This window comes from Microbacterium shaanxiense, from assembly GCF_054779995.1.
The window spans coordinates 132,796-154,983 of the sequence record NZ_BAAGXE010000001.1; the positions used below are offsets into that span (position 1 = coordinate 132,796).

Sequence of the window (22,188 nt, forward strand, 5' to 3'; positions counted from 1 at the left end):
GGATGCTGTCCGCCGACGAGACCGCAGAGCTGCGGATGCTGCAGGCCAAGGCCTACGGCCCTGACGGCGGCATCACCGCTGCGGAACTCGATCGACTGCGGGAGTTGAACCCCGTCCGACTGCGCAGCGCCGCGGTGGCGGAGGGTGCTGCGACCCCAGCGGGAGCGCCGGATCGCAGGTTGGACGCCGGGCTCGAAGTGGGCGCGGTGCCTGAGGCGAGCGGGCTCGCAACGGGCGCAGGGCCCGAGACGGCTCCGCGAACAGAGACGGATCCAGACCCCGAGCCCCGTACGACGACCTCGTCGACCTCGACGACCTCGACCACCTCGTCAGACGAGCCGAACGCTGACCCTCCCCAAGCGTCCGCTTCGACCGAGGGGCAGCCGTGGCGCAGGCATCCGCTCGCCTTCGCCGTCGCGGCATCCATCGCACTCGTCCTCGGAGTCGGGATCGGCTGGCTCGTGTTCGGCCGCGACACCGGGCCGGGCATCCCGATCACGGCCGAGCAGCAGGTGCGCGGCGAGCAGCTCGCCGAGGAATCGAATCTCGACGCCGGCTCGATCCTCCCGATGGCCGAGGACGACGACGTGCTCGTGTGGGTGGGCACGCGCGACTCGGGCGAGATCACGTGCATGATCATCGAGGACGGCGAACACGATGCGCCGTCGTGCGCGCCGACGGAGTCCATCGCCGAGACCGGCCTGTACGGGATGCTGTCCCGCGACGCACCGGCCGGTTCTCTCGAAGACGCGCCCGAGAACGCCACCGAGATGATCAGTGCGTCGATGGGCTTCGTCCGGGAGGACGAACCGGTCGTGATGATCCAGCGGGGATGGTCGTCCTCCGGGACGGACTACCTCGACCAGTTCACCGACTCCGAGCAGCGCGCGACGGCCGAGAGACTGCTCGACGACGGCCTCGACGAATGGTCGCCGATGCTCGCGGCGTACGACGGCGACACGCAGATCTGGATCGGCACGCGCGAGTCCGGTCAGCAGGCATGCATCTACTACGGGGGTGGTCCGGACGCATCCTCCGTCTGCGGGCCGATCGGAGAGGCGCAGACGGACGGGATGACGATGATGGTGCCGTACCGGGTGGGTGAGACTCCGAGCTCGGTGTCCGTCACGCTGCGCTACACCGACCAGATGATCGCGTCGGTCGTGATCACGCGCGACGCCGATGCATCCGGCGCTCCGGTCGGACCAGGGTCCGGCGACCCGATCGAGTTCACGTTCGAGGATCCGACGCACGACGACCTCGTGAGCGAGGGCGAGACCGGCGAGACCCCTCGCTGAGCCTCAGACGCGATCCGCCAGGATCGCCATCCGCCTGTCGCCCGCACGAGTGAGGATCAGCGTCGCGCTCTGCGAGCCCTTCAGAGTGAGCTTCTTGCGGAACGCCGCCGGATCGACGTCCATCCCGCGCTTCTTGATCTCGATCGTGCCGATGTCGTTGCTGCGCAGCGCCTGGCTGATGGCCTTGGGGTTCGCGGCCATCACCCCGCGCACCCGGAACGACTGCACGAACGGGCTCGTCAGCGCCGCGTCTCCAGTGAGATAGGCGATCTTCTCGTCCAGCATCCCCGCGTCGATGCTCCGCGCGACGTCCCCGATCAGGCGGGCACGGATGACGGCGCCGTCTGGCTCATGCACGAACGCGCCGAGCTCGCGGACTCCGGCATCCTCGGCATCCGCCCCCGCCGTGAGCTCGTGCGACTCGTCGCCGCGCATCACGAGCGCCGCACGCCGCACGCCTTCGCGCGCCAGAGCGCCGGACCACAGCACCAGTTCGACCACGCTGCCGTCGGCGCTGACCCACTGCGCCTCGGCATCGGCGGGAAGGGCGTCGCGATCGTGGCCGGGGCCGAGCTTGATGCCGGTCGGCATCCGCGAGGCGAGGTCGAACGCCCAGTCGAGGGAGGGGGAGTAGTCGGATGCCGTGACCCGACGCGTCTCGCTGTGACCTGTGGTGCGGCGGGCAGGGTCGAGCCACACCGCCGTACGCGTATCTCGGAGAAGTGCAGCATCTTCGGAGGAATCTGCCGAACTCGTCCGACGATGCTGCAGTTCTCCGAAGTCAGCGCTCGCGAAGTTCGCGCTCACGAACTCCTCGGCTGTGCCGTGCTGCACCGCGGCATCCTCCCCGAACGGTGCCAGGTTGTAGGCGGCGATCGCGGCGGTCACCTCATCGGCGTCCACAGCCACGACGTCGAGCCCGGCTCCTGCGAAGGCGAGGGAGTCGCCGCCGATGCCGCATCCCAGATCGGCCACGCGCGAGATCCCGGCCCGGCGCATGCGGCCGGCGTGCCGTGCGGCGACTCCCAGACGCGTCGCCTGCTCGAGGCCTGCTCTGGTGAACAGCATCCGCTCGGCGAAGCCACCGAACTTCGCCGCGCCCTTGGACCGCAGATGCGCCTGGCCGACCACAGCCGACACGAGATCAGGGGAGTGCCCGGCTCCGCGAAGGCGTGACACGGTCTGCGCGACCTCGGCGGTCGATGAGATCGTGCCCGCCTCGTCGAGCAGCCGAAGGCCCTCGGGGGTGAGCAGCGCGGTCAGCTCGGACATCTCCACCGGTTCAGCCTACGCGGCCGAAACTGGCACTCGCATTGCATGAGTGCCAGCCGACGCCCTACACTTGTGATTAGCACTCTCGGGTTGAGAGTGCGAACAAGTCTTTCGTGTCAGCGTCAAGAAAGAAGAGGTAGACCGTGTCGGTTTCCATCAAGCCGCTCGAAGACCGCATCGTCATCCAGCAGGTCGAGGCAGAGCAGACCACCGCTAGTGGCCTGGTCATCCCCGACACCGCCAAGGAGAAGCCCCAGGAGGGCGAGGTCGTGGCTGTCGGCCCCGGCCGCATCGACGACAACGGCAACCGCGTCCCGCTCGACGTCTCCGTCGGCGACCGCGTCCTGTACAGCAAGTACGGCGGAACCGAGATCAAGTTCGGCGCCGACGAGTACCTGGTGCTCTCGGCTCGCGACGTTCTCGCCGTCGTCGTTCGCTGAGCGACTCGACGACAGCGTAAAAGGCCCGGATGCTTCGGCATCCGGGCCTTTTCGCATCCCCGCCGGTCCTAGGGTGGAGCAGTGAGCCTCGAAGCATCGCCCCGCACCCGCGCAGCAGGAGCCGCGTACTCGGTGGCCGCCTACCTGATCTGGGGGCTCCTGCCGCTGTACTTCCTGCTGCTCGTGCCGACCGGGCCGTGGGAGGTCGTCGCGGCGCGCGTGGTCTTCTCGCTCGTGTTCTGCCTGCTGCTGCTCACCGTCGCGCGCGGATGGCGTCGCATCATCGCCATCATCCGGCAGCCGCGGCTGCTGGCGTGGACCGCGCTCGCCGGTCTGCTGATCTACGTCAACTGGCAGGTGTTCCTGATCGGAACCCTCAGCGGGCACGTCGTCGAGACAGCGCTGGGCTACTTCATCAACCCCATCACGACGGTGCTGCTCGGCGTCTTCGTGCTGCGCGAACGCATCCGCACACTGCAGTGGGTGGCCATCGGCATCGCGCTCGTCGCGGTGGTCGTCATCATCGTGGCGTACCGCGCGTTCCCATGGATCGCGCTGCTGCTGACGGCGTCCTTCGGCACCTACGGGCTGATCAAGAAGAAGATCGGACCCGCGGTGGATGCCGTGAGCGGTCTCACCCTCGAGTCGTTCTGGCTGATGCCGATCGCCATCGTGCAGCTGGTCGTCGTGGCGCAGACCACTGGCATCACCTTCGGCACCGTGAGCACCTGGCACACCGTGCTCATGCTCCTCGCCGGTGTCGCCACGGCTGTGCCGCTGCTGCTGTTCGCCTCCGGCGCCCGTCGCATCGATCTCACGGTGATCGGGATGATCCAGTTCATCACCCCGATCATGCAGTTCCTCACCGGTGTGCTGCTGCTGCACGAACCCATGCCCCCTGAGCGATGGATCGGTTTCATCATCGTGTGGATCGCGGTCGCGGTGTTCGTCATCGACCTGCTGCGGGCGGGTCGGCGAGGCAGACGAACCCGCGTCGCGCCGGTCGCGTGAGTGCGCGCCTGAGCGGCGTATTCAACGCGAAACAAGATCGTTAGCGCACCGATACCCAGCAAAAGCGCGCTCGCCATAAGGTGGGATCATCCGGGCATGTATCGCCATGCCCGTCGTCGCAAAGGAGCATTATGAACCGCACGCAGACGCGTACGAAGTGGCTTGCCGGCATCGCGCTGGTGGGCGCATCGGCGCTCGTGATCACGGGCTGCAGCACGCCGGCCCCGGAGTCCACAGAAGACACGGGCGGCGGCGATCGTCCGGCCGACGTCGATCTGACGCTCCAGCTGGGCTCGCTGCTTCCCTCCACAGGCTCGCTGTCCTTCCTCGGTGCGCCGATGGAGGCCGGTGTGCAGCTCGCCGTTTCCGAGATCAACGAGGCGGGCGCCGGCATCACGGTCGAGCTCACGTCCGAGGACGAGGGCGACCTCGACAACAAGGCGTACGAGACCTCGATCACCAACCTGCAGAGCGCAGGCGTCACCGCGATGGTCGGCGCAGCGTCCTCGAGTGTGACCAAGCTCATCCTCGACGGCAACGCGGGATCCGGCATCCTCACGGTCTCGCCGTCGAACACGTCGGCGGACTTCACGGGCATCAACCCGCTGTACTTCCGCACCGCACCGAGCGACAACCTCCAGGGCGAGGTGCTGGGCAACCAGGTCGCAGAGGACGGGCACAAGACGCTCGGCATCATCTACCAGAACGACCCGTACGGCACCGGCCTCTTCGAAGCCATCAAGGCGACTTTCGAGGGCACCGGCGGCGAGGTCGTCGCCGAGGCGTCGTACAACCAGGGCGACGGACAGTTCAACGCCCAGGTGCAGACGATCGCCGCGGCGAACCCGGATGCCGTCGCCATCGTGTCGTACGACCAGTTCGCCACGATCGCGCCGCTGCTCGGCAACGCGGGCGTCGACACGGGTGCGCTGTACCTCGTCGACGGAAACCTGAAGGACTGGCCGGACCTCGGTGTGAGCCTCGAGGGCTCGAAGGGCACGCGCGCAGGCGCTGAGCTGCCCGACGACTTCATCGACCAGCTGAACGAGGTCTGGACGGCCGAGGGCAACGAGCCGATCGACGCGCTGACCTACTCGGCAGAGGCGTACGACGCCACGATCCTCATTGCCCTCGCGGCGCTGCAGGCCGTGTCGGTCGAGGGCGAGGACATCGCCGGGCGCATGCAGGAGGTCTCCGGCGGTTCCGGTGAGGGTGAGAAGTGCACCAGCTTCGCCGACTGCGCCGAGATCATCAACGGTGGTGGCACGATCGACTACGACGGCTACTCCGGCGAGGTCACGTTCAACGACGACAACGACCCCGAGGGCGCCGCCATCGGCGTCTACGAGTTCGACGCCGACAACGTCCACGCGCGCATCAAGTAACACGCACTGAGAAGGGGCTCCGGATGCAGCATCCGGAGCCCCTTCTTCGTGCGTTCGCGACGGCCGAGTCGGGCGACACCTGTCAGTCGAAATGACGCTTGTCAGTCCAGATCACCGGTTATTCGCTGACATCTGTGAATGAGACTGACAACTGTGCGCCGAGCCGGCGGTGCACGTGCGGCATGCGCTACCCGGCGGACAGGGCGTGCGCCGCGATCCGGTCGAACTGCGCGTCGCGGTCGGCGTCGACACGCTGAGCATCGGGATGGCCGTCGAAGTACGACAGGATGCGGCGCGCCCCCTCATCGAACGTGATGGTCGTCCGGAACTCCGGCACCAGTGCCTGCACCTTCGAGGTGTCGAACACGATCGAGTGCGCCTTGTCGCCGAGCAGCGTCGGGCCGAGCTCCGCCGCGAACGCCGCGATCGTGTCGGAGGCGACGTGCACGAGCTGCGGCGAGGGCACGCCGGCCGCATCCGCGAGCCACCCGTAGATCTGGTTCCACGTGGGTGCGTGCGAGCCCGTGATCGTGTACGCCTCGCCAATCGCCTCCGAGCGGCCGATCAGCCCGGCGAAGGCGACGGCGAAATCGTCGGAGTGCGTGATGGTCCACTGGGTCGTCCCGTCGCCGTGCACGATGACCGGACGGCCAGCGCGCATACGGGCGACGTCGGTCCAGCCGCCCATCGTCGGGATGGACTGCGCGTCGTAGGTGTGCGACGGGCGCACCACGGTGACGGGCAGACCCCGGTCTCTGTGCGCGCCGAACAGCAGATCCTCGCACGCGATCTTGTCGCGGGAGTACTTCCAGAACGGGTTCTCCAGCGGCGTCTGCTCGGTGATCGGCAGCTGCGCCGGCGGCTTCTGGTACGCGGACGCCGAGCTGATGAACACGTACTGCCCTGTGCGGCCCTCGAAGACGCCGAGGTTGCGTTCGATGTCGGCGGGGGAGAACGAGAGGAAGTCGGCGACCGCATCGAACTCGCGACCCCCGAGCGCGGTCTGCAGCGCAGCGGCGTCGTGGATGTCGGCGGACACGACCGTGACGTCATCCGGCAGACCGCGTCGCCCGCTGCCACGGTTCACGACCGTCACATCGTGCCCACGCTCGATCGAACGGCGCACGCACGCCGCGCTGATGGTTCCCGTGCCACCCAGATACAGAATGCTCGTCATGAGGACGAGCCTAGAGGGACACGGACTACGCCGCGTCCCCCAGCGTGCCGAGGTACAGGCCGATCACCTTCGGATCGTTCAGCAGCTCGCGTCCGCTGCCCTCGTGCGCGTCGCGGCCCTGATCGAGCACGTAGCCGCGGTCGCAGATCTGCAGGCAACGCCGAGCGTTCTGCTCGACCATGATCGTGGTGACGCCGGCCTTGTTGATGTCGGAGACGCGGATGAACGCGTCATCCTGCCGCACGGGGGAGAGACCCGCTGAGGGCTCGTCGAGCAGCAACACCGACGGATCCATCATCAGCGCACGCGACATCGCCACCATCTGACGCTCGCCACCCGAGAGGGAGCCGGCGCGCTGCTTGAGCCTGGTGCCGAGCTCGGCGAAGATGCTGCTGACGAACTCCAGCCGTTCGGCGTAGATCTTGGGGTTCTGGTAGAGCCCCATCTGCAGGTTCTCCTCGATCGTCAGCGACGGGAACACGTTGTTCGTCTGCGGCACGAACGCCACACCTCGTCGGACGAGCTTGTCGGCCTTCAGGCCCACGATGCTCTCGCCGTTGACCGTGATCTCGCCGCCGCGCACCTGCACCATCCCGAAGATGGCCTTCAGCAGCGTCGACTTGCCGGCCCCGTTCGGGCCGATGATGCCGATCAGCTCGCCCTTGCGGGCGATGAGGTTGGCGCCGTTGAGGATGTTCACGCCCGGCAGATAGCCGGCGTGAACGTCGGTCATCTCGACGACGACGTCTCGTGAGTCGACGGTGTCCGCAGTCATGCCTTCCCCTCCTCGGGGTTCCCAATCTCGGCTTCCGCCTCGGCTTCTATCTGCTCACGCAGCTCGGCGGCCGCGGCATCCGAGATCACCGGCATCCGCCCGGTGACGGCGCCGAGATCGACATCCTGATGCGCACCGAGGTAGGCATCGACGACGGCCGGGTCGTCCATGACGGTGCTCGGCGGGCCCTCGGCCACGACGCGACCCTCAGCCATCACGACCACCCAGTCGGCGATGTGACGCACCATGTGCATGTCGTGCTCGACGAACAGCACGGTCATCCCGAGGTCCTTCAGATCGAGGATGTGCTCGAGCAGCGACTGCGTCAGCGCCGGGTTGACCCCTGCCATCGGCTCATCGAGCATGACCAGCTGAGGGTCGCTCATCAGCGCCCGCGCCATCTCGAGCAGCTTGCGCTGCCCGCCGGACAGCGAGGCCGCGAAATCCTTCTCCTTGGCATCGAGCTTGAAACGCGTCAGCAGGTCACGGGCGCGTTCCTCGATCTCCGCCTCCTGCGCGCGCCACAGGAACGGGAAGAGCCCGGCCCAGAAACCCTCGCCGCGCTGCCCGGGCGCCCCGAGCTTCATGTTCTCGAGCACGGTGAGCAGCGAGAGCGACTTGGTCAGCTGGAATGTGCGCACCTGCCCCATGCGGGCGACCTTGAAGGAGGGCACGCCGGACAGGTTCCTGCCGTCGAACGACCAGGTTCCCGAGTTGGGCTTGTCGAAGCCGCAGAGCAGGTTGAACAGGGTCGTCTTGCCCGCACCGTTCGGTCCGATCAGAGCCGTGATCGCGCCGCGGGGGATCTCGAGGTGATCGACGTCGACAGCGGTGAGACCGCCGAAGTGCCGCTTGACGTTGTCGGCGACGAGGATCGGGTCGACCTTGGCGACGCCTGGCTCGGCCGGCCCCTTCGCGAGACCCGTCGTCTTGGGACGCGTGACGTTGCCGGTCGCCGGAGCGCCGGGGGTGATTTCACTTGACAAAGGTCATCTCCCTCTTGTTTCCGAGGATGCCCTGCGGTCTGAAGATCACGATCAGCATCAGCACGATCCCGATCACGATGTATCGCACCACGTCGGCCTGGTTCGTCGTCATCGGCAGAGCGCCGATGCGCGCCAGCTCCGGCAGCAGGCCGCCGAGGAACGCGAACACGACCCAGAACAGCACGGCGCCCAGCGTCGGACCGAGAACGGTCGCTGCACCTCCCAGGAGCAGGATCGTCCACAGGAAGAACGTCAGCGATGTCGAGTAGCTGCCGGGGATCACCGCGGACGGGAGCACGAACACGACGCCGCCGAGGGCCCCGATCACGCCACCGACCACGAGCGCCTGCATCTTGTATGCGAAGACGTTCTTGCCGAGCGAGCGCACGGCGTCCTCGTCCTCGCGGATGCCCTTGAGCACTCGCCCCCACGGGCTGCGCATGAGCGCCCACACCAGCAGCACCGACACGGCGAGCACGAGCAGGCCGAACACGCGCACCCAGAGGTCGTTCTCGTTGTACGTCCACGGGCCGAAGCCGTAGATGCCGGGAGGGAACGGGTTCATGTCACGGAAGCTCTGGTGATAGCCAGAGAGGCCACCGGCCGAGTTCGTCCACTCGCGGAACAGCTCGGTGAGGAAGAGCAGTCTGACCACCTCCGCCGTCGCGATCGTCGCGATGGCGAGGTAGTCCGCGCGCAGTCGCAGCGTCGGGATGCCGAGCACCAGGGCGAACAGCGCACCGGCGAGGACGCCGACGAGCACGCCGGCCCACCAGGGGAATCCGAAGCTGAGAATCGAGATCGCGTACCCGTAGCCGCCGACCGCCATGAACGCCGCCATGCCGAAGTTGAGCAGGCCGCCGTACCCGAAGTGCACGGCGAGACCGGTCGCCGCGAGCGCGTACGCGATCGTGGTGGGACTGAACAGGTACGAGGCGGTGTTGCCGAAGATGTTTCCGAAGTCCATGCGTCAGCCCAGCCTTTCCCTGCGCCCGAGGAGGCCCTGGGGCCTCACGAGAAGGATCACGATCAGCGCGACCAGTGCGGTGGCGTACTTGAGGTCGGACGGTACGCCCAGCAGCGTCGAGACCTCGACGGCGAGCCCGACGATGATCGAGCCGATCAGTGCGCCGATCGCCGAACCGAGACCGCCGAGCGTGATGGCGCAGAAGATGAGCAGCAGCATCTGCATGCCCATGTCCCATTTCACGCCGGGGCGGAAGTACGCCCACAGGACGCCGGAGATCGCGGCGAGCATGCCGGCGACGATCCATACGATCCGCACGACCCTGTCGACGTCGATTCCGGATGCCGCGGCCAGCTGCGGATTGTCGGAGATGGCCCTGGTCGCCTTGCCCACGCGGGTGCGCGTGAGGAAGTAGGCCATGCCGAGGATGACGACGAGGCTCGTCCCCATCCCGATCAGGTCGATGTAGGAGAGCGAGACCGGGCCGAACTTGATCGGCGTGGGGCTCGCGCCCTGCAGCTGGTAGGTGCTGCCGCCGATCATGTACTGCATGAAGTAGCGCAGCGCGAGCGAGAGCCCGATGCTGACGATCATCAGCTGCACGATGCCGAGGCCGCGCCTTCGCAGCGGACGCCAGAGGCCGGCATCCATCGCCAGGCCCAGCAGACCACCGCCGATGACCGCGGCGATGATGCCGAGCCAGAGCGGCAGATGCCAGAACGTCGTGAACAGCAATGCGATCACTGCGCCCCAGGTGACCATCTCGCCGTGGGCGAAGTTCGACAGGCGGGTCGTGCCGTAGATGAGGGCCGCGCCCATGGACGCGAGCCCCAGCAGCAGACCGAAGTTCAGGCCGCCGACGATGCGCGAGAGCAGTTGGTCGACGAACGAGGTCGTCTCGCGCACGCCTTCGCCGAGGAAGAGGTTCACGATCTTCGTGTTGGTGAGGGCGAACTCCACCTCCTGCGATGCGGAGTCGCCTTCGACGATCACACCCTCGGGGAGGGTGTCCTCATCCACCGTCAGGGTGTAGGCGTCCTTCTCCGGAACGTAGAGTCGCCACTTGCCCTCGGCATCCGTCTCGGTCTCGGCATCGAAGCCGTTCCCCTCGATCTTGACGGTGACGTCGGGGATCGGCTCGTCATCGAACGTGATCACCCCGGCGAAGTAGAAATCGGTGATCTCCTGGCCGTCATCCGTCTCGTCGGCGAGAGCGGATGCGGGTGGTTGGAGCACCAGAGCTGACAGAGCGATCAGCACGCCGAGGAACGCGACCAACCATGGCCGGACGCGACGGACGGCTGTAGACGTGGGTCTCACGCAACCTCCACTGTGAGTGCTCGCCGCGGGTTCGGGTCGACTGCGGGCTGGGTCTGAGCGTAGTGCGGGATCGACCGATTCACTAGCCACGCGGCCGATTGGTGATCCAGGCGTGACGTGGCGGACACATGAGAGGCGACTTCGGGAATGTTCTTCAGCCTGCGGCGTTTAGAATCTGTACAGACGGCAGACCAGTCATACTCGCGCGCAGGAGGCTCATCCATGGAACAGCACGACCCCTTCGGCTTCGTCGGACTCACCTATGACGATGTGCTGCTCCTGCCAGGTCATACCGATGTGATCCCCAGCGAGGCCGACACGTCATCGCGGATCACCCGCCGCATCTCGGTCGCCACGCCGCTGCTGTCCAGCGCGATGGACACCGTCACCGAGTCCCGCATGGCCATCGCGATGGCGCGCGAGGGCGGCATCGGCATCCTCCACCGCAACCTCTCGATCGCCGACCAGGCCGCGCACGTCGATCGCGTCAAGCGCAGTGAGTCGGGCATGATCACCGACCCGATCACGACGACGCCGGACGCGACCGTCGAAGAGGTCGACAACCTGTGCGCGAAGTACCGCATCTCCGGCCTGCCGGTCGTCGACCCCGACGGGCACCTCGTCGGCATCATCACGAACCGCGACATGCGCTTCGTCTCCGGCTTCGAGCGTCAGACCACCTTCGTCAAGGACGTCATGACGTCGACGGATCTCGTCACCGCCAAGGTGGGCGTGCCGGCCGGTGAGGTCATCGCGCTGTTCGCCAAGCACCGCGTCGAGAAGCTGCCGCTGCTGGATGAGGACGGCAAGCTCGCCGGTCTCATCACGATCAAGGACTTCGACAAGAGCGAGAAGTACCCCCTGGCCACGAAGGACGACCAGGGCCGGCTGCGCGTCGGCGCCGCGATCGGCTTCTTCGGCGACGCGTGGGAGCGCGCAGAGGCGCTGCGCGACGCCGGCGTCGACGTGCTCGTCGTCGACACGGCCAACGGGCAGTCGCAGGGCGTCATCGATCTCGTGCAGCGGCTCAAGGCAGACGAGTCGTTCGCGCACATCGACATCATCGGCGGCAACGTCGCCACCCGGGAGGGCGCGCAGGCGCTCATCGACGCGGGTGTGGACGCCGTCAAGGTCGGCGTCGGACCCGGATCGATCTGCACCACCCGCGTCGTCGCCGGCGTCGGCGTGCCGCAGGTCACGGCCGTGTACGAGGCGTCTCTCGCCGCCCGCCCCGCAGGCGTGCCGGTGATCGCCGACGGCGGACTGCAGTACTCGGGTGACATCGCGAAGGCGCTCGTCGCCGGTGCGGACGCCGTCATGCTCGGTTCGCTGCTCGCCGGAACCGACGAGTCCCCGGGCGAGATCGTCTTCCAGTCCGGCAAGCAGTTCAAGCAGTACCGCGGCATGGGGTCGCTCGGTGCGATGCAGACGCGCGGCAAGCAGACCTCCTACTCGAAGGACCGCTACTTCCAGGCCGACGTGCCCAGCGACGACAAGCTCATCCCCGAGGGCATCGAGGGTCAGGTTCCGTACCGCGGACCTGTGTCTGCCGTGGCCTATCAGCTCGTCGGAGGCCTGCGTCAGTCGATGTTCTACGTCGGCGCCCGCACGATCGAAGAGCTCAAGACGCGCGGCAAGTTCGTGCGCATCACCTCGGCAGGGCTGAAGGAGTCGCACCCGCACGACGTGCAGATCGTCGTCGAGGCGCCCAACTACAAGAAGTGACCTGGCGCGCGTCGGCGGCTCGGCGTAGCGTGTGCTGGCATGTGCCGCAACATCGTCCCGCTGAACAACCTGGAACCCGCCGCGACCGACGACGAATGCCGCGACGCGGCCGTGCAGTTCGTGCGTAAGATCTCCGGATCGAATGCGCCCTCGCGCGCGAATCAGGCGGTCTTCGATCGGGCCGTCGAAGAGATCGCGCAGGCGACCCGTGCCCTCCTCGACGGTCTCGTCACCTCGGCGCCGCCGAAGAACCGCGAGCAGGAGGCCGCGAAGCGCCAGGCCAGGTCGGCCGACCGCTACGAGGCGATCCGCGTCTACCAGCAGGAGAAGCGCGCCGCGCGCGCGGCGACATAGATCCGTGATGTGACGCCGGATGACGGCATCCGCCCCGCAGCCGCCGGCGCGTCGTTATGGTCGCGTCATGACTCTTCTCCAGGACCAGATCGCACCCGTCGCCGATGTCACCCCCGAGGAGCGTGCACAGCGCCTCACCGATGCGGGCACCGCGTGGAACGAGCGCATCGCTGCTGATGCCGGAAACGCCGAACTGACCTACAAGGTCGTCGGCCGCGGCATCGGATCGGTGGCCACGGAGGTGCGCGCGGGCAAGCACCGCTTCCTCGTCGACGAGCCGGGCGCGCTCGCCGGTGACGATGCGGCGGCGAGTCCCGTCGAGTACGCCCTCGGCGCGCTCGTCTCGTGCCAGGTCGTCGTGTTCCGTCTCTACGCGCAGGCGCTGGGACTCACGATCGACGAGATCGAGATCACCGCCGAGGGCGACCTGAACGTGCAGAAGCTCTTCGGGATCGACGAGTCCGGCCGCGCCGGATTCCACGATGTGCGCCTGAAGATCGACATCTCGGGTCCGAACAGCGCCGACGAGTACGCGAACCTCCGCAAGGTCGTCGACGAGCACTGCCCTGTGCTCGACCTCTTCGCGAACCCGGTGCCGACCTCCAGCGCACTGGTCTGAGCATCCGTCCCACGGAACTGATAGCCTGATCGGCTCGCCATGCGGGCGGAAGGACGGCTTCACCCGTGGGCTACATCGACATCTCGGCCATCTCACTGACCCTGCCCGACGGCAGACCGCTGCTCGACGAAGTGACGTTCCGTGTAGGAGCGGGCTCGACGAGCGCGCTCATCGGACCGAACGGCGCCGGCAAGACCACGCTGCTGCGCATCGTCCGCGGCGATCAGGCACCGGACGCCGGTGTCGTCACGATCGACGGCGGCCTCGGCGTCATGGATCAGTTCGTCGGGCACGGCGAGGCGGGGCAGACGGTGCAGGAGCTGCTGGTGCGGGTGGCCCCTCGCCGCATCCGCGCCGCGGCTGAGTCGCTGGAGGCGGCTGAGAACGCCCTGATCGAGCGCGATGAGCACGACACGCAGATGCGGTACGCCACGGCGATCGCCGAGTACGCGGATGCGGGCGGTTACGAGCACGAGACCGTGTGGGACCAGTGCACGGTCGCGGCCCTCGGCGTGCCGTTCGAACGCGCACGTTATCGAGAGCTCGACACACTCTCCGGCGGAGAGCAGAAACGGCTCGCGCTCGAGGCCCTCCTGCGCGGACCGGATGACGTGCTGCTGCTCGACGAGCCGGACAACTACCTCGACGTCCCGGCGAAGCGCTGGCTCGAGCAGCAGCTGCGCGAGACGCCGAAGACCGTGCTGCTGGTCTCGCACGACCGCGAGCTGCTGGCCCGCGCCGCCGATCGCATCGTGACGCTCGAACCGGGCGGCGCCGGTGCATCGGCGTGGGTGCACGGCGACGGCTTCGGCAGCTATCACCAGGCCAGGTCAGACCGGATGGACCGCCTCGACGAACTGCGCCGCCGATGGGACGAGCAGCACGAGAAGCTGCGCACCCTGGTGGCGAACCTCAAGGTCAAGGCAGAGGCGAACGACGGTTTCGCTTCGCGGTACCGCGCCGCTCAGACCCGGTTGCGCAAGTTCGAGGAGGCCGGGCCGCCGGAGGAGCGTCCGCCGTCGCAGGAGTTCGACATGCGCCTGCGCGGATCGCGCACCGGCAAGCGTGCGGTCGTCGCTGAACGACTCGAGCTCACCGGCCTCATGCGGCCCTTCGACGCGGAGATCTGGTACGGCGACCGGATCGGCGTGCTCGGATCGAACGGCTCGGGCAAGTCGCACTTCCTGCGGCTTCTCGCCAGAGGCGGCACGGATCCCGATCCGACCCTCGGCCACGTGACGTCGACAGGGGAGCAGGTGGATGCCGTCGCTAATACGGGCCGCGCGACGCTCGGCGCCCGCGTGGTGCCCGGTCTGTTCGCGCAGACGCACGCGCATCCCGAGTTCATCGGACGCACGCTGCTGGAAGTGCTGCACCGTGGCGATGAGCGCAGGGCGGGGATGCCGCGCGAGGCGGCCAGCTCCGCGCTCGACCGCTACGGGCTGGTGCGGCAGGCGCAGCAGACGTTCGATTCGCTGTCGGGCGGTCAGCAGGCCCGGTTCCAGGTGCTGCTGCTCGAGCTCTCCGGCGCGACGCTGCTGCTGCTCGACGAGCCGACCGACAACCTCGATCTCGAGTCGGCCGAGGCGCTCGAGGAGGCGCTCACGCGGTTCGAGGGAACCGTGCTCGCCGTGACGCACGACCGCTGGTTCGCGCGCTCGTTCGACCGCTTCCTGGTGTTCGGCAGCGACGGCGACGTGTACGAATCGGATGCGCCGGTGTGGGACGAGCAGCGGGTCGCGCGGGCGCGCTGACCTTGCCATGTCCGTCGGCGCCCCCTCTGACCGTCCGCGCCCCCTCCGGCCGCCGCACGCGCGAGGGGGCGTGGGCGACGCGAGGGGGCGCCGACGCGTCGAAGGTGCGGCACGCGCGCCTCTGGTAGAGGAGTGCGTAGACACGCGAACCCGGCGCCCCGGGTAGGCTGGACGGGTGAGCATGGACATCGAACTCGGCCGAGGCAAGCGCGCACGTCGCGCGTACACGTTCGACGACATCGCGGTGGTGCCGTCGCGGCGCACCCGCAACCCTGAAGACGTCTCGACCGGCTGGTCGATCGACGCGTTCCAGTTCGACACACCGATCATCGGCGCGCCGATGGACTCGGTCGTCAGTCCCAGGACGGCGATCATGCTGGGCCAGCTCGGCGGCCTCGGCGTGCTCGACCTCGAGGGGGTCTGGACGCGCTACGAGGATCCGGAGCCGCTGCTGGCCGAGATCGCCGGCCTTCCGGCCGACAAGGCGACCGTGCGCATGCAGCAGCTCTACTCCGAGCCCATCAAGCCCGAACTCATCAAGGCGCGACTCGCCGAGATCCGCGATGCGGGTGTCACGGTCGCCGGGTCGCTCACGCCGCAGCGCACGCAGGAGCTCTACGAGACCGTGGTCGCCGCCGGCGTCGACCTGTTCGTCATCCGCGGCACGACGGTGTCGGCCGAGCACGTGTCGAGCGTCGCCGAGCCGCTGAACCTCAAGAAGTTCATCTACGACCTCGACGTCCCCGTCATCGTCGGCGGCGCCGCGACCTACACCGCGGCCCTGCACCTCATGCGCACTGGCGCCGCCGGAGTGCTCGTCGGATTCGGCGGGGGAGCGGCGTCCACGACACGCGCGACCCTCGGCATCCATGCGCCGATGGCCACTGCCGTCTCCGATGTCGCCGCCGCGCGCCGCGACTACCTCGACGAGTCGGGCGGACGCTACGTGCACGTGATCGCCGACGGCGGCGTCGGCACGTCCGGCGACATCGTGAAGGCGCTCGCGATGGGCGCGGATGCCGTCATGCTCGGCGTCGCGCTCGCCAGGGCGACGGACGCCCCAGGACACGGCTTCCACTGGGGGCCGGAGGCGCACCACCCGCAGCTTCCCCGCGGACGCCGCGTCGCCGTCGAGGGCATCGCCACGCTCGAGGAGATCCTGTACGGACCGGCGCCCGTCGCCGACGGCACGGCGAACCTCATCGGGGCGCTGCGCAAGTCGATGGCGACCACCGGATACTCCGACCTCAAGGAGTTCCAGCGCGTCGAGGTCGTGCTCGCGCCGTACCACTCTTGACCGGCACGCAGATCGTGACGACCCCGCAGGAGTTCCCGCCGACTCTTCGCGAGGTCATGCTGCGCCCGCGATGGATCGGCGTGCTGCTGCTCGCGCTTGTCGTGGCCGGCGTCTTCGCGTTCCTGGGGCAGTGGCAGTTCGAACGCGCGATCGACACCGAGCCCCCGCCCGCAGGGATCACGGAGGACGTGCGCCCGCTCACCGACGTCGTCCAACCGGGACAGTACCTGCCGGAACCGTATGTCGGTCAGCGCGTCGAGACAGCGGGCACCTGGGTCGCCGGTGACTTCCTCGTCGTGTCGTCCCGTTTCAACGACGGCGCCGAGGGGTATTGGGTCACCGGGCAGCTGCGCGTCGACGAGCGCACCTCGATCGCCGTCGCGGTCGGGTGGGCACCGGATCGGGAATCCGCGGATGCCGCAGCATCCGCCCTCGAGGAGAACGCCGCAGGCACCGAGGCGACGATCACCGGCCGCGTGATCTCCGACGAGGGCACCGCTCTGCCGCCTTCGGACGATCCCTTCGCGATGAACCGGATGTCTCCGGCGATGCTGCTGAGCCAGTGGCACGACACGGAGCAGCTGTCGGTCTACCGCCCGTACCTCGCATCGGTCGAGGCGCCCGACGGCCTCATCGACATCGACTCGCCAGCGCCGGACGAACTCTCCAGCGTCAATTGGCTGAACATCTTCTACGCGATCGAGTGGGCCGTGTTCGCCGGATTCGCGTTCTACATCTGGTACCGCCTGGCGAAGGATCGCTGGGAACTCGAGGTCGAGGAGTTCGAGGACCCCACCTCGCACTGACCGCTGCCGCGCCGATCGAATGACGCTCTGGTTACCGATTGGCGAATTCGATTGAGGATGTCGGCGCCGCTCCGTATGCTCACCAACATGTGTGCGCGCTGTGAGCGCGCACGACGGCAGTCTTACCCGAGCTGTCGTTCGAGTCGATCGAGGAGACAGCACCGATGATGTCCGCCCCTGACGACCGGAACCTCAAGGTCTCCGTGTCGCACCGTACAGGCAGGGGCCGCATCGGCGCCCTTGCCGCGACCTGTGTCTTCGCGCTCGGCGCAGGCGCCCTGGTCGCAACCCCCGCATTCGCCGAGACGACCGGCACGGGGGTGGTCATCAACGAGGCGTATCTGTCCGGCGGAAGCGCCGGCGCGGCCTTCACCAACAAGTTCGTCGAGCTGTACAACCCGACCGCCGCCGACATCACCCTCGACGGGATGTCGCTGCAGTACCGCTCCGCGACGGGGACGGCCGCCTTCAACGGTGTGGCGCCGCTGACCGGCACCATTCCGGCGGGTGGCTACTTCCTCGTGCAGGGAAACAGCAACGGCACCAACGGCGCTGCGCTGCCGACCCCGGATGTCGTCAGCACCCTGACGCCGAGCGGCACCAACGGCACGCTCGCCCTCGTCGAGGGCACGGACGCCGTGAACCTCGCGCCCGGCTCGGTCGCGGGTGTCGACGGCGTCGTAGACGTGCTCGGCTACGGAACGTCGAACACGTTCGAGACCGCGGCGGCGACCCCGCCGGCGGGCAACACCGACGTGAAGTCGCTCAACCGCACGAACGGCGCGGACACCGACGACAACAGCGTCGACTTCACGCTCTCGGCCACCATCACCCCTCAGGGCTCCGGTGTCACCGAGCCGACCGACCCGGTCGATCCGGTCGATCCGGTCGAGCCGACCACCGTGTCGATCGCCGAGGTGCAGGGCACGAGCGATGTCTCGCCGCTCGACGGCCAGACCGTCACGACCACGGGCATCGTCACCGGCGACTACCGCGTGGGCGGCTACAAGGGCATCTCGATCCAGACCGCCGGCAGCGGTGGCGACGCCGACGCCACCCCCGGCGCATCCGACGGCGTCTTCGTCTTCCTGAACGCGCTCGCCCCGACCCTGGCGATCGGCGACCTGGTCTCGGTCACCGGTACGGTCTCGGAGTACTTCGGTCAGACCCAGATCTCGCCGGCGGCAGTCGAGGACGTCTCGGTGGTCACGGCAGGCGTCGGTGTTCCCGAGGCGACGCCTCTGCCCGAGACGGTGAGCGGCGCCGACCGCGAGGCCTACGAGAACATGTTCGTGGCACCCGCCGGCACCTACCGCCTGGCATCGAGCCACCAGCTGTACAACTTCGGCACGCTCTGGCTCACCCCGGGCGAGCTCAATGTCAAGAGCACCGAGACGACGCGTCCCGGTGCCGACGCCGATGCCATCGCGGCCGCGAACCGCGCCGAGCGCATCCTGCTCGACGACGGCTGGAACTCGCAGGTCACCAGCGGCGCCCACACGGGTGAGCAGCCGTACTTCACCACGGGCACGGTCGTCCGCAACGGCGACGTCGTCGACTTCGCCGACGCCGGGTACGTGCTGCAGTACGGTTTCGAGGACTGGCGTCTGCAGCCTGTCGTCGCGATCGACGACGCGAGCGACGCGGCCTACAAGGCGACGTTCACGACCGAGAACCCCCGCACCGACGTGGCCCCCGAGGTGGGCGGCGACGTGCAGGTCGGCGCGTTCAACGTCTTCAACTACTTCACGACGCTGCAGAGCGAGAACCCGGAGGCGCGCGGCGCCAAGACGGCGGAGCTGTTCGCGGCGCAGAAGTCGAAGATCGTCACGGCGATCAACGACCTCGATGCGGATGTGGTCGCGCTCATGGAGATCGAGAACTCGATCCACTTCGGCAAGCCGGTCGACACGGCCCTCGCCGATCTGGTCGACGGTCTCAACGCTGACGCCGGCTCCGACGTCTGGGAGTACGTCCCTACGCCGGAGGCGCTGCTGTCGACCGACACCGATGTGATCACGAACGCGATCATCTACAAGAAGGATGCCGCGACGCCCGTCGGCGACAGCGCGACAGTGGTCGATGAGACCGTGTGGGGCAACGCCCGCGAGCCGATCGCGCAGACCTTCGACCTCGATGGCAAGATCGTCTCGGTCGTCGCGAACCACTTCAAGTCGAAGTCCGGCGACGGCGACGAGCCGGCCGACGGCCAGGGCCACTTCAACGCCGACCGCACCGCTCAGGCGCAGTCGCTGCTCGGCTTCACCGAGACGCTGGCTCAGACGAGCGGAAGTGACGACATCCTGCTGCTGGGCGACTTCAACGCCTACGGCCAGGAGGACCCGATCGACGTGTTCGCGCAGGCCGGCTGGACCGATCTCGTGCCCGCTCAGGCCGCAGGGCAGTACACGTACACGTTCGACGGCGAGCTCGGCTCGCTCGACCACGCGATCGCATCGCCTTCGCTCACCGCGTCGGTCACCGGCACAGGCGTGTGGGGGATCAACTCCGCTGAGTGGAGCGACCGCGGCTATTCGTTCGGCGCGGCCGAGTCCGGCACGCCGTTCCGATCCAGCGACCACGACCCGGTGATCGTCGGCATTTCCAGCGAGATCCCGCCGGTCAGCATCGACATCGTCACGATCAACGACTTCCACGGCCGGATCGAGGCCGACGGCGTCGCAGCCGGTGCCGCTGTTCTCGCGGGTGCCGTCAACTCCGTGCGCGATGCGAACCCGAACACGATCTTCGCCGCCAACGGCGACTCGATCGGTGCATCGACGTTCACCTCGTTCATCGACAGCGACAACCCCACGATCGATGCCCTGAACGCTGCGGGCCTCGAGGTCAGTTCGGTGGGCAACCACGAGTTCGACCAGGGCTGGGAGGACCTGCGCGACCGTGTGCAGCCCCGTGCCCAGTGGCCGTACCTCGGAGCGAACGTGTTCCTCAAGGGCACCGATGAGCACGCCGGCGACGCGTACTTCGTCAAGGAGCTCGACGGCGTGAAGGTCGGCTTCATCGGCGCCGTGACCGAGGACCTTCCGAGCCTCGTCTCCGCGGACGGGCTCGCCGACCTCGACATCCGCGACATCGCGGACTCCGTCAACGCGGTGGCCGAAGACCTCAAGGACGGCGACGAGGGCAACGGCGAAGCGGATGTCATCATCCTGCTCGTGCACGAGGGCGCGGCGAACACCGATGCCTCCAGCATCACCCCCGAAACACCGCTGGGGGAGATCCTCGACGGTCTCGACGCCGACGTGGACGCGGTCTCCACCGCGCACACGCACCAGGTCTACAACCACGTGATCGACGGTCGTCCGGTCTTCCAGGCTGGTCAGTACGGCGAGGGCTTCGCCCTCACCTCGCTGAGCGTCGACCCGAAGACGAAGGAGCTGCTCTCGATCACCAACGAGATCAAGCCCCTCACGAGGACCGAGAAGGATCCGGTCACCGGCAGGGACGTCGTCATCCCGCTGTACGACGCCGACCCCGAGGTGCAGAAGATCGTCGACGCGGCCAAGGCCCAGGCCGACGTGCTCGGAGCGGAATCCGTCGGTGAGATCACGGGCGACTTCAACCGCGCTCGCCAGAGCGACGGCACCGAGAACCGCGGTGGCGAGTCGACGATCGGCAACTTCGTGGCCGACGTGCACAAGTGGGCGACCGGTGCGGACATCGCGATGATGAACCCCGGTGGTATCCGCGCGAACCTCACATACGCGTCGTCGGGGGCCTCCGACCCCGACGGCAACGTGACGTTCCGCGAAGCCGCGACGGTGCAGCCGTTCGCTAACACCCTGGTGACGCTGAACCTCACCGGTGCACAGGTCGAGGCGGTGCTCGAGGAGCAGTGGCAGCCGGAGGAGGCGAGCCGTCCGTTCCTGAAGCTCGGCCTCTCCGAGGGGCTGCAGTACACCTACGACCCGACGGCGTCGGCGGGGGAGCGGATCACGTCCGTCACCCTGAACGGTGAGCCGATCGATCCGGCGGCGTCGTACCTCGTGGCGGCCAACTCGTTCCTCGCCGCGGGTGGAGACAACTTCTTCACCTTCGCTGAGGGCACCGGCAAGGCGGACACCGGCAAGGTCGACCTGCAGTCCACGGTCGAGTGGTTCGACGCCAACGGCACGGCGGCGCCCGGCCTCGCGCAGCGCGCGGTCGGCGTGGCGCTGAGCCCTGCGGATGCCGACGGCTACAGCGCCGGCGACGAGGTCACCATCGCGCTCTCCTCTCTGGCCTTCACGGGCGGAGATGCGGCACCGACCGAGGCCACGGTCTCGCTCGGAGACAGCGAACTCGCCGCGGGCACTGTCGACCCGACCGTGGTCGACACCACAGATGAAGCAGGGCGCGCGAGCCTGACCTTCACCGTCCCGGAGGGCGTGTTCGGCGAGCAGCGGCTCACCGTCGCCACCTCGGACGGCACGAGCGTCGAGGTGCCCGTCACCTTCGCCGCCGCGCCGGTGGCAGAGGGAGAGATCACGCTGAGCGCGACCTCGGTCGCGGCCGGCGGTTCGGTCACGATCGACGGAACCGGGTTCGACGCCGCACTGGATCTGGTGATCGAGCTGCGTTCGACGCCGGTCCAGGTCGGCACCGTGACGGTGGCCGGTGACGGCACGTTCTCGGTCAGCGTCACGATCCCGAAGAGCACAGCGGCCGGTGCGCACACGCTCGCGGTGATCCAGCCTGATGGTGCCGAGGCCACTGCGGCACTCACCGTGACGGCCGCGGCCGGAAGCGGTGGTTCCGGTGACGTTGGCGGTGAGCTGGGCGTCACGGGTGCCGACCCGACGCCGTACCTGTTGGTGGCAGCGATCCTGCTGCTGCTGGGTGCAGCGTTCGTGTTCGTCCGCCGTCGCCGCATCGAGCAGTGACCCCGCGCGCAGCGCAGTGAGATCGGAAGCGCCTGGTGCCCCTCGCGGGTGCGCCAGGCGCTTCCGCGTGCGCGGCGGCGTCCGATCGTGGCGGCGGGAGCCGCGACGACCCCGGGTAG

Annotated in this window: 17 protein-coding genes; 11 read left to right on the forward strand and 6 right to left on the reverse strand. The window is 68.1% G+C overall.

The features are described 5' to 3' along the window. Positions 1–2: 2 nt before the first annotated feature. On the forward strand, positions 3–1,298 hold the full coding sequence (locus tag ACYVG2_RS00610) for a hypothetical protein (protein ID WP_460779210.1): 1,296 nt from the start codon (positions 3–5) through the stop codon (positions 1,296–1,298). Positions 1,299–1,301: 3 nt separating this feature from the next. Here the strand turns inward: ACYVG2_RS00610 and ACYVG2_RS00615 are convergent, their stop codons facing one another. Then, positions 1,302–2,576, reverse strand: a complete 1,275-nt coding sequence (locus ACYVG2_RS00615) for a class I SAM-dependent methyltransferase (RefSeq protein ID WP_460779211.1) — start codon at positions 2,574–2,576, stop codon at positions 1,302–1,304. Between the two features lie 137 nt (positions 2,577–2,713). On the opposite strand from ACYVG2_RS00615, the gene groES reads away from it, so the two are divergent. From groES to ACYVG2_RS00630, 3 genes are all read left to right on the forward strand, one after another. After that, the gene (gene groES / locus ACYVG2_RS00620; RefSeq protein WP_033104978.1) at positions 2,714–3,010 is read left to right on the forward strand and encodes a co-chaperone GroES; all 297 of its coding nucleotides are present in this window, start codon (positions 2,714–2,716) and stop codon (positions 3,008–3,010) included. A gap of 81 nt (positions 3,011–3,091) precedes the next feature. After that, positions 3,092–4,021: an EamA family transporter RarD gene (gene rarD / locus ACYVG2_RS00625; RefSeq protein ID WP_460779212.1), complete on the forward strand. Its 930-nt coding sequence runs from the start codon at positions 3,092–3,094 to the stop codon at positions 4,019–4,021. A gap of 131 nt (positions 4,022–4,152) precedes the next feature. Further along, entirely contained in the window at positions 4,153–5,406 is a 1,254-nt protein-coding gene (locus ACYVG2_RS00630) for an ABC transporter substrate-binding protein (RefSeq protein WP_460779213.1), read from the forward strand. 187 nt (positions 5,407–5,593) lie between these two features. Here the strand turns inward: ACYVG2_RS00630 and ACYVG2_RS00635 are convergent, their stop codons facing one another. Genes ACYVG2_RS00635 through ACYVG2_RS00655 form a run of 5 tightly spaced genes read right to left on the reverse strand, consistent with a single transcriptional unit; the run spans position 5,594 to position 10,631 of the window. Beyond that, a complete protein-coding gene (locus ACYVG2_RS00635; protein WP_460779214.1) occupies positions 5,594–6,583 on the reverse strand; it encodes an NAD-dependent epimerase/dehydratase family protein in 990 nt (329 codons plus the stop codon). A 25-nt stretch (positions 6,584–6,608) separates the two neighbouring features. Next, positions 6,609–7,358, reverse strand: coding sequence for an ABC transporter ATP-binding protein (locus ACYVG2_RS00640; RefSeq protein WP_448964155.1), 750 nt, complete (start codon positions 7,356–7,358; stop codon positions 6,609–6,611). Then, the gene (locus tag ACYVG2_RS00645; protein WP_460779215.1) at positions 7,355–8,344 is read right to left on the reverse strand and encodes an ABC transporter ATP-binding protein; all 990 of its coding nucleotides are present in this window, start codon (positions 8,342–8,344) and stop codon (positions 7,355–7,357) included. The genes ACYVG2_RS00640 and ACYVG2_RS00645 overlap by 4 nt, the downstream gene beginning before the upstream one ends. Beyond that, positions 8,334–9,311 (reverse strand): branched-chain amino acid ABC transporter permease, encoded by a 978-nt coding sequence (locus ACYVG2_RS00650; protein ID WP_460779216.1) that lies wholly within the window; start codon positions 9,309–9,311, stop codon positions 8,334–8,336. The genes ACYVG2_RS00645 and ACYVG2_RS00650 overlap by 11 nt, the downstream gene beginning before the upstream one ends. Before the next feature lie 3 nt (positions 9,312–9,314). Further along, positions 9,315–10,631, reverse strand: a complete 1,317-nt coding sequence (locus ACYVG2_RS00655) for an ABC transporter permease subunit (RefSeq protein WP_448964152.1) — start codon at positions 10,629–10,631, stop codon at positions 9,315–9,317. A 222-nt stretch (positions 10,632–10,853) separates the two neighbouring features. Here ACYVG2_RS00655 and guaB point away from each other — a divergent pair, with 222 nt between their 5' ends. From guaB to ACYVG2_RS00690, 7 genes are all read left to right on the forward strand, one after another. Continuing rightward, positions 10,854–12,356, forward strand: a complete 1,503-nt coding sequence (guaB, locus tag ACYVG2_RS00660; RefSeq protein WP_448964151.1) for an IMP dehydrogenase — start codon at positions 10,854–10,856, stop codon at positions 12,354–12,356. 39 nt (positions 12,357–12,395) lie between these two features. Beyond that, positions 12,396–12,710 carry a DUF2277 domain-containing protein gene (locus ACYVG2_RS00665; protein WP_448964150.1) on the forward strand — a complete coding sequence of 105 codons (315 nt, stop codon included), beginning with the start codon at positions 12,396–12,398 and terminating at the stop codon, positions 12,708–12,710. 67 nt (positions 12,711–12,777) lie between these two features. Continuing rightward, positions 12,778–13,329: an OsmC family protein gene (locus tag ACYVG2_RS00670; protein WP_460779217.1), complete on the forward strand. Its 552-nt coding sequence runs from the start codon at positions 12,778–12,780 to the stop codon at positions 13,327–13,329. 65 nt (positions 13,330–13,394) lie between these two features. Next, complete coding sequence (locus tag ACYVG2_RS00675; RefSeq protein ID WP_460779218.1) at positions 13,395–15,083, forward strand: ABC-F family ATP-binding cassette domain-containing protein; 1,689 nt, start codon at positions 13,395–13,397, stop codon at positions 15,081–15,083. A gap of 181 nt (positions 15,084–15,264) precedes the next feature. Then, the gene (locus ACYVG2_RS00680) at positions 15,265–16,380 is read left to right on the forward strand and encodes a GuaB3 family IMP dehydrogenase-related protein (protein WP_448964212.1); all 1,116 of its coding nucleotides are present in this window, start codon (positions 15,265–15,267) and stop codon (positions 16,378–16,380) included. 56 nt (positions 16,381–16,436) lie between these two features. Continuing rightward, positions 16,437–17,186 (forward strand): SURF1 family protein, encoded by a 750-nt coding sequence (locus ACYVG2_RS00685; protein WP_460779914.1) that lies wholly within the window; start codon positions 16,437–16,439, stop codon positions 17,184–17,186. A 164-nt stretch (positions 17,187–17,350) separates the two neighbouring features. Continuing rightward, entirely contained in the window at positions 17,351–22,069 is a 4,719-nt protein-coding gene (locus ACYVG2_RS00690) for an ExeM/NucH family extracellular endonuclease (RefSeq protein ID WP_460779219.1), read from the forward strand. Positions 22,070–22,188: the final 119 nt, after the last annotated feature.

Coding starts and splice junctions, on each gene's coding strand:
- ACYVG2_RS00635 (WP_460779214.1), bottom strand. CDS start 6,583: ATGACGAGCATTCTGTATCTGGGTGGCACGGGAACCATCAGCGCGGCG.
- ACYVG2_RS00665 (WP_448964150.1), top strand. CDS start 12,396: ATGTGCCGCAACATCGTCCCGCTGAACAACCTGGAACCCGCCGCGACC.
- ACYVG2_RS00610 (WP_460779210.1), top strand. CDS start 3: ATGCTGTCCGCCGACGAGACCGCAGAGCTGCGGATGCTGCAGGCCAAG.
- ACYVG2_RS00650 (WP_460779216.1), bottom strand. CDS start 9,311: ATGGACTTCGGAAACATCTTCGGCAACACCGCCTCGTACCTGTTCAGT.
- ACYVG2_RS00670 (WP_460779217.1), top strand. CDS start 12,778: ATGACTCTTCTCCAGGACCAGATCGCACCCGTCGCCGATGTCACCCCC.
- ACYVG2_RS00685 (WP_460779914.1), top strand. CDS start 16,437: ATGCTGCGCCCGCGATGGATCGGCGTGCTGCTGCTCGCGCTTGTCGTG.
- ACYVG2_RS00640 (WP_448964155.1), bottom strand. CDS start 7,358: ATGACTGCGGACACCGTCGACTCACGAGACGTCGTCGTCGAGATGACC.
- guaB (WP_448964151.1), top strand. CDS start 10,854: ATGGAACAGCACGACCCCTTCGGCTTCGTCGGACTCACCTATGACGAT.
- ACYVG2_RS00690 (WP_460779219.1), top strand. CDS start 17,351: ATGATGTCCGCCCCTGACGACCGGAACCTCAAGGTCTCCGTGTCGCAC.
- ACYVG2_RS00680 (WP_448964212.1), top strand. CDS start 15,265: ATGGACATCGAACTCGGCCGAGGCAAGCGCGCACGTCGCGCGTACACG.
- ACYVG2_RS00630 (WP_460779213.1), top strand. CDS start 4,153: ATGAACCGCACGCAGACGCGTACGAAGTGGCTTGCCGGCATCGCGCTG.